Genomic DNA, 6,793 nt, shown 5'->3' with positions numbered 1-6,793 from the left:
ATGGTGAATTGAAGATTGTTGTTCCTAAGGAATCACCTAAACAGATTGAAGAAAACAAATTTATCCCTATTGAATAAGGTATCAGGAGGCGATATTTATGAAGTACTATCCAATGTTTGATTTATTTGATGATTTCTTTACAGGAAACACTACAAGTGATGTCATGAAGACAGATATTGTGGAAAAAGATGGAAACTATGAAATGAGCATGGAACTTCCTGGAGTTAAAAAGGAAGATATCCAGATGGAATTGAAAGATGGATATTTGAAAGTAACTGCTACACATGGTTCGAACACAGAAGACAAGGATGAAAAAGGTCGTGTCGTTCGTAAAGAACGTGTTAGTGGATCTTATTCAAGAAGCTTCTATGTTGGTGAAGGTATTCATCAGGAAGATGTTAAGGCATCCTTTGACAATGGTGAATTGAAGATTGTTGTTCCTAAGGAATCACCTAAACAGATTGAAGAAAATAAATTTATTCCAATTGAATAACTGTAAGAATACGCCTAAATGGTGTATTCTTTTTTTTAAGGAGATATTATGAAGATAGAGGTAATAGATGAGAAGCGTTTAAATCATATTCATTATTGCAGAATACATAAAGAGAATAATCAATTGTCTGGTTCTTTTTGGGTTCCTTCCAAATCAAAATCTAAGAATAAGAAGATGTTTAGTATCGAATTAAATGATAGTGATTTTTTGGTTTGCGATCCTGAACATATTTTTAAACAAAAGATTTCAGGGAATAAGCCTAGTGAATGTATTCTAAATTTGATGAATATATTGATTCAAGAGGATATGGAGTTTCTTCAAAAACTTGAAATGAAACTTGAAAGAATAGAAGATCAGTTAATGTCACATACGGGGTCTCATTATGAGTCGCAAATCTTTGAAATGAGGAAAACGATTAGTACTTTTGATTCGTATTATGATCAGATGATTGAAGTGGTACAAAATTTACAGGAATTTTATAAGGGTTTTGAAACATTAGAGAAAAGACTAACACGTCTATCGAATGTTACGGATCGTTTGGCAGAGTATTCCATTCAGCTTCGTGAAATGCATCAAACACAAGTGGAGATGCGTCAGAATCAAATCATGCAGTTTTTGACAATTGTGACTACCATCTTTATGCCATTAACATTAATTACTGGATGGTATGGTATGAATTTTAAGGCTATGCCAGAATTAGATACTTCCTATGGATATTTCATTGTGATGGTAGTTTGTATATTGATTATTATTTTAGAAGTGATTTACTTTAAAAAGAAAAAATGGTTTTAACTATAAAAAGCGCTTGTTTCAGTGTATGATTTTGGTAGAGAGCAGGTGTTAGTATGTCTGTGAATATTCGTATTATGCAGAAGGGTTTCTTTCGTAGAAAAAAATTTATAATCGATGATTTAGTTAAACTGTCTCACTTATCTTTTGGGGTTATGGATGAAAATTGTCAATTAATTCCGAATCAGATAGGGGATCATACAATCTTATTTGATCACAAATATCTTCAAAGAGGAATTGAAATCTATATTCAAAATCATGATATTTGTCTGAATTTAAGTCTTCCTACAAGTATGGATGAAATTCAGTTGTTTTATTATTTAGTGAAAGTATATTGTGAATATATGGATACTGATGAATTTGTGAAAGACGATTGGCTAATGAACATAAAGGATATTGATTTGCAGATGGCGTATGATAAAAGAACGAGCGCCGATGCACTTATGGACTTGAAGAGTAAACTATCGAATCATAAGTATTTTGAAATCTTTGGCATTCTTCATCCGATTTCAATTGGGGAAAATGAATTGAATGATTTTGGCACAGATTTAGATTTGTTTGGACAATATCTACATAATCAACAAGCTTTGGATGCATATTATGCCACGCCAAGAATCTATAATGTACATGGTAGAAGAATTGGTATGTATGCACTAGGAGTTGATATACTAACGATTCTTCCGGTAGAGCCTTATGTGGTATTGAATCAAATTGAAGGGATAGAAGAATGGTATGTATTTATGAATGACAGCCTTGTGAAGTATCGTGATTTAATGAGCTTCATTAAAAAGTTTGATTATTATGATGCCAATCATAGAATGGTATGTTTATCGAAAGAAGAGATTTCAGAGGTTTTAAATACGCTTGCTATACAAAAAATATGAGCAGCTAATCAAATAGCTGCTCATTAACTGTATCTAGCGTTCCTTGAAAGAAATCATTTTTTCCTCCACCACGAACTGGATGTCTTTCTTTGAGTTGTAAGAATATATCTTTAGAGTTGGTCATGAACCGATAATTATCTTTTTGTTTAGAAACAAGTAAAACATAGTTGTCACTAAAAGATACAAGCTTATTGTAGTAATACAATTGTGTATCTCGATCGAGTTCATCACATAGAATAATTTGATTTTCTTTATGTTCAATGATTAAGTGATCGATCATCTCTTTGTTTAATTGTTTGATTCTTTGTTTCAAAGCATAATTTTCATCTAATACGCGTTGTACATTGAATGATAAAGCTTCAATGTTTGAAGACAATTGATTGGAGATTTGAATAGACTGATCATGTTTTAAGACATAGTCTTCATAGGCAAGTTTTCCGCATAAGAAGAATAGGCGTGTGCCTTTTTTGATCTTCATCGATTTAATGATTTTAAACAATCCCACTTCAATAGTACTTTTTACATGGGGTGCGCAACATGCGCATAAATCTACATCTTCAATTTCGACAAGGCGTGGTTTGTCTAAGTCAAGTTTTGCACGATATTCCATGTTGGAATAATCCTCTAAGTAATAGGACTTAACAGGTTTATTTGAAAAGATGACAGAATTCACTAAAGCTTCAATTCTTTTAATTTGATCATTATTTAAGTCCATCGCATAATCGGCTGTAATTTCATTGTATCCTAAATGAAATCCAACATTATCCACATGAAATTCTTTGTGTATCAATCCAGAAAGAATGTGTTCTCCTGTATGATGTTGCATATTGGTGTAGCGATGAGTCCAGTCAATAATACCTTGTACATCACCATTTAATGCAGAGTGCGTATAATGATGGATTTCATCATTTATGATTTGTACATCCACCACATCAATACCATTTAACGTTCCTTTGTCACATGTTTGTCCACCTTCTTCAGGAAAGAAAAGGGTTTGATCCAAGATTATGTCGTATAATTCATCCTTTTTAACACATGAAGCAACATGGGAATGAAATGTTGTTTGGTAGGGTTCTTGTTCGTATAGTTTTAAAGTCATATGTATCACCGCAATTAATCATAGCATAAGTGATATAAACTTTGACAAATAATTAAAAACATATTAGACTTATATGGTTTGAACAAAGATGTTTTGCTTCCCAACCATCTTTAAAAAAACAGGAGGGTAAAAAATGAATAGAATTAAAACGGAAGTTAAAGAAGTGAGTGTATTACTTAGAAGTATACCTTCACTTACGATGACACTTTTTATTGTTTCGGTCATCACTATGAATCTTTTGGCAAACAAAAGTATTAACTTGCCATTTAGCTTTATGGCACTAGATTGTGGAATTGTGGTAAGCTGGCTTTCATTCTTATGTATGGATGTCATCACAAAACATTTTGGTCCTAAAGCTGCAACACAAGCATCACTTGTAGCGGTGTTGGTGAATTTAGGTATGTGCCTAGTTTTCTTCTTGGCATCAAAGATTCCTGGCGTATGGGGTGAATCCTATGTAGAAGGATCAGAAGCCATTATTAATGGGGCATTAGACGGAACAATTGGTGGTACTTGGTATGTACTATTTGGAAGTACAATTGCGTTTATTGTTTCTGCCATTGTGAATAACTATACGAATTCCATGTTAGGTAAGATTTCTAACAACAACAGCAACTTTAAATCGTATGCATTCCGCTCTTATGTATCTACTGGTATTGGTCAGTTTTGCGACAATCTAACGTTCGCATTAATCGTGTCACACCAATTCTTTGGATGGACATTGGTACAATGTGTTGTGTGTGCCTTTACAGGTATGATTGTAGAAACACTATGTGAGGTCATCTTCTCATATCCTGGTTTCAAGATTCTACAAAACTGGAAGAAGAATAAAGTAGGTAGAGAATATTTTGAATATATGAAAGAAAGCAGTCGTTAAGCTGCTTTTTCTTTTGTTTAAAGTTGTTCTAATAATGCTTTTGTACAATTATAGGTATTTAGTCTTTGCGTTGTTTCTAAGATGCCTGTTAATATCTCTTTCGTATCTTCATCGACCAATTCACCATTTGGTTTGTAGTCATATAGGATAATTGGCTCAACAATATAAACACCTTCGCATGCATCCTCTAAATAAATCGCATAATGTGTATCGCTAATTGTATATAAATACATATATTCTTCAGATTCATTGTATGTGCAAGATAGTACAGTGCCGACTGGATATTTTTGACTAAATGAAATAGAATGTTCCAAATCATGATTAATTAAATTTTGATCGATGTCCCTTAAAATATTTCGTACAAAATCCAGAGCGCTTTTTTGAACAATCTTTAACTCTTCTTTCATGCATTCAAACCGCAACTGATCAACAACATCGAATTCTTTGGCATGGATTGGTACAACTTTATTTTTATGATTCTTAGAATTGATTTTTAAACCAAACTTTTTCTTGTTGTAGGTATATAAATACACATATTTAATTTCATCAAGGCGACTTTCTAGAATGGTTCCTACGGAATATTCTAATTTATGTTCAAGCCCTCATTCAAGCCAACCATATCATCTTAATTGACATTATCGATGTCTAATACATATATTGTTTTAAAAAGTGAATCAAACTTGTTTAAGTAATGTGATATAAACAAGTTTGATTGATAATGAAATAAAAGTAGTATGAAAACGATTACAAACATGTTAATATGAAATTAGAAAAGGAGGACATAGTAAGATGACATTAGATTGGCTAGTTTACGTATTAGGTATAGTAGTTGTTGTTTTCTTAGTTGGTATGTTCTTCAAGTATAAAAAGCACAATCGATATGCCGATAAATTTGAAGACACATATCCAGACGCAAAGTAAGATTATGAAAAAGAGACAGAGAAAAAAGAATAATAAAAATGTTTTTATTCCGTTGATTCCTGTTGAAATGACGGAAGAAGAGGTAAAACAAATTTTGAAAACTAGAGAGGGGGATAAATCCGAGGATAGGTGTAATATGCATCATAGTACTTGTGATGGTGTTCATGTTTCAGATGAGCTTTCCTAAATGGGGATTCATTTCTATGGTTGTTCTACTTGTAGGTGGAACTATTTATGGATTTTATATCCATGATTACTTACAAGAAATGATGTGTGTTGCAGATATTGGGTTTTTTGTGTATGCGCATGAGCATTTTAATAAATAAATTCAAAATTATTCGATATTTCATTAAGAATGGAATATTCAATGAAGAAAGGGCAATTGAAATTTCTAAGTTTGATTATAATACAATAGAAGCTTTAGTACATTCTCAATTATTAGTATAAGTAGATGGTCGTGTATATTTGGATAAACCATTGTATGACTATAGATACAAAGAAAAATATATCTATTATGGAGAAATCATATTGTTGATCATCTTCTTAATATTTGCGCTTTATGTATCTTATTTAAAAACCACATTGTTTTGGAGAGAATGATATGAAAAAAAATCGGATTCAAAGATTACAGGAAGATATGAATGAAGATCTTCAAAAATATTTAGATGAAGACTTGTTAGATACAACTCCAAAAGAAAAGAAGGAATCTACTTTCTGGATGAAGTGTGTAGCTATATGTTTGTTATGCAGCTATGGAATTGCACAATTTCTAGGAAGAGTATTAGGTGATAAACAGGCAATAGTGCAATATGGACTTGCGGGTATAATCGTGATTTGTGCACTCGCTTTCTATATTTGGCTACGAAGAAAGTATAGGTAATGATTATGAATGATAAACAGAAAAACATTATTGATAAATTGAATAAGGATAATGAATCATTAAATCAAGGACATAAATCCATGGTGGAATATTCTAAAGGAATGATTTGTATAGGCTTATTTGTGGTGTGTTTCTTGATTTACTATTTTACGAAGAATATATTTTTTCTGCTTGGATTTTTATCATTTGAAATCTTTAATTTGATCTACGCAAAGAATGATAAGAAGAAGATTGGAATTGGTATTATAGTTGGAGTTGTAATCTATATTCTTTTGGAATTGTGGATATAATCATATTGGATTGAATCCAATATAAAAGATGGATCGTTTGTTCTTTTTAAAGGATATAAAAAAAGCACCTTGCAAATGCCAGGTGCAATCTTTGGTAAATGTGATGAATATATGAAACTGGATAGGGATAAATCAACCTTTAAAAGTCATAGGGATTTTAGCTCTGAGAAAGAGATATCCTTTAAACACTTTTAGGGTGAACATTTCCTATCTTTTTGTTGCAGAATTTTTAGAAGGGATTGGACGTAAATAAAAAAAGATAGAAATAGAGATATAGTTTTTAAAATATTAAGAGAATTAAATGAATTTGGAAAAGCATTAATTATAGTGACTCTCGACATGACCTTTGCAAATTCATGCGATAGAATTATACGTCTATAGGTTTACTTAACATTATAGTAGAAATTTACATATGTTTACTGCTTATATATATAATGGTGTCCGCTTCTCTCTTAAAACAACGGAATCTTGGATACTTTTTCTTGCTGTTTATCTTTTTGAAAAGTGTTATACACAATTTTGTAAAAGGTTGATTTCAAATCTGATATAATGATGTAAAG

Annotated in this window: 11 protein-coding genes; 9 read left to right on the top strand and 2 right to left on the bottom strand. The window is 31.6% G+C overall.

Annotation, left to right across the window (positions count from 1 at the left end; genetic code table 11):
* Nucleotides 1–97 precede the first annotated feature (97 nt).
* The 3 genes from LJE08_RS12385 to LJE08_RS12375 are packed head-to-tail and all read left to right on the top strand — an operon-like array spanning nucleotide 98 to nucleotide 2,166.
* The gene (locus LJE08_RS12385; protein WP_217256435.1) at nucleotides 98–493 is read left to right on the top strand and encodes an Hsp20/alpha crystallin family protein; all 396 of its coding nucleotides are present in this window, start codon (nucleotides 98–100) and stop codon (nucleotides 491–493) included.
* 48 nt (nucleotides 494–541) lie between these two features.
* Nucleotides 542–1,285, top strand: a complete 744-nt coding sequence (locus LJE08_RS12380; RefSeq protein ID WP_227403381.1) for a CorA family divalent cation transporter — start codon at nucleotides 542–544, stop codon at nucleotides 1,283–1,285.
* Nucleotides 1,286–1,338: 53 nt separating this feature from the next.
* On the top strand, nucleotides 1,339–2,166 hold the full coding sequence (locus LJE08_RS12375) for a DUF4299 family protein (RefSeq protein WP_227403380.1): 828 nt from the start codon (nucleotides 1,339–1,341) through the stop codon (nucleotides 2,164–2,166).
* 4 nt (nucleotides 2,167–2,170) lie between these two features.
* Here the strand turns inward: LJE08_RS12375 and LJE08_RS12370 are convergent, their stop codons facing one another.
* Nucleotides 2,171–3,265: an alanyl-tRNA editing protein gene (locus tag LJE08_RS12370; RefSeq protein ID WP_227403379.1), complete on the bottom strand. Its 1,095-nt coding sequence runs from the start codon at nucleotides 3,263–3,265 to the stop codon at nucleotides 2,171–2,173.
* 133 nt (nucleotides 3,266–3,398) lie between these two features.
* Between LJE08_RS12370 and LJE08_RS12365 the strand changes: the two genes are divergently transcribed.
* Nucleotides 3,399–4,142 carry a VUT family protein gene (locus LJE08_RS12365; RefSeq protein WP_117573357.1) on the top strand — a complete coding sequence of 248 codons (744 nt, stop codon included), beginning with the start codon at nucleotides 3,399–3,401 and terminating at the stop codon, nucleotides 4,140–4,142.
* Between the two features lie 17 nt (nucleotides 4,143–4,159).
* Here LJE08_RS12365 and LJE08_RS12360 read toward each other — a convergent pair whose 3' ends face one another.
* The gene (locus tag LJE08_RS12360; RefSeq protein ID WP_217256432.1) at nucleotides 4,160–4,675 is read right to left on the bottom strand and encodes a hypothetical protein; all 516 of its coding nucleotides are present in this window, start codon (nucleotides 4,673–4,675) and stop codon (nucleotides 4,160–4,162) included.
* 256 nt (nucleotides 4,676–4,931) lie between these two features.
* Here LJE08_RS12360 and LJE08_RS15140 point away from each other — a divergent pair, with 256 nt between their 5' ends.
* The 5 genes from LJE08_RS15140 to LJE08_RS12345 all read left to right on the top strand — a co-directional run bounded on the left by LJE08_RS15140 (nucleotide 4,932) and on the right by LJE08_RS12345 (nucleotide 6,233).
* Nucleotides 4,932–5,063 carry a hypothetical protein gene (locus tag LJE08_RS15140; protein WP_255650348.1) on the top strand — a complete coding sequence of 44 codons (132 nt, stop codon included), beginning with the start codon at nucleotides 4,932–4,934 and terminating at the stop codon, nucleotides 5,061–5,063.
* Nucleotides 5,064–5,067: 4 nt separating this feature from the next.
* Nucleotides 5,068–5,250, top strand: a complete 183-nt coding sequence (locus LJE08_RS12355; RefSeq protein ID WP_217256431.1) for a hypothetical protein — start codon at nucleotides 5,068–5,070, stop codon at nucleotides 5,248–5,250.
* Nucleotides 5,251–5,266: 16 nt separating this feature from the next.
* Nucleotides 5,267–5,389 carry a hypothetical protein gene (locus LJE08_RS15135; protein WP_255650347.1) on the top strand — a complete coding sequence of 41 codons (123 nt, stop codon included), beginning with the start codon at nucleotides 5,267–5,269 and terminating at the stop codon, nucleotides 5,387–5,389.
* A 275-nt stretch (nucleotides 5,390–5,664) separates the two neighbouring features.
* Nucleotides 5,665–5,943, top strand: a complete 279-nt coding sequence (locus tag LJE08_RS12350; protein WP_217256429.1) for a hypothetical protein — start codon at nucleotides 5,665–5,667, stop codon at nucleotides 5,941–5,943.
* A gap of 5 nt (nucleotides 5,944–5,948) precedes the next feature.
* Complete coding sequence (locus LJE08_RS12345; protein WP_227403378.1) at nucleotides 5,949–6,233, top strand: hypothetical protein; 285 nt, start codon at nucleotides 5,949–5,951, stop codon at nucleotides 6,231–6,233.
* The last annotated feature ends 560 nt before the right edge of the window (nucleotides 6,234–6,793 follow it).

Origin of the sequence: Holdemanella sp. DFI.5.55 (assembly GCF_020593575.1) — a bacterium.
Classification (GTDB): domain Bacteria; phylum Bacillota_I; class Bacilli_A; order Erysipelotrichales; family Erysipelotrichaceae; genus Holdemanella; species Holdemanella hominis.
This window is presented reverse-complemented; position numbering and strand designations above follow the sequence as displayed.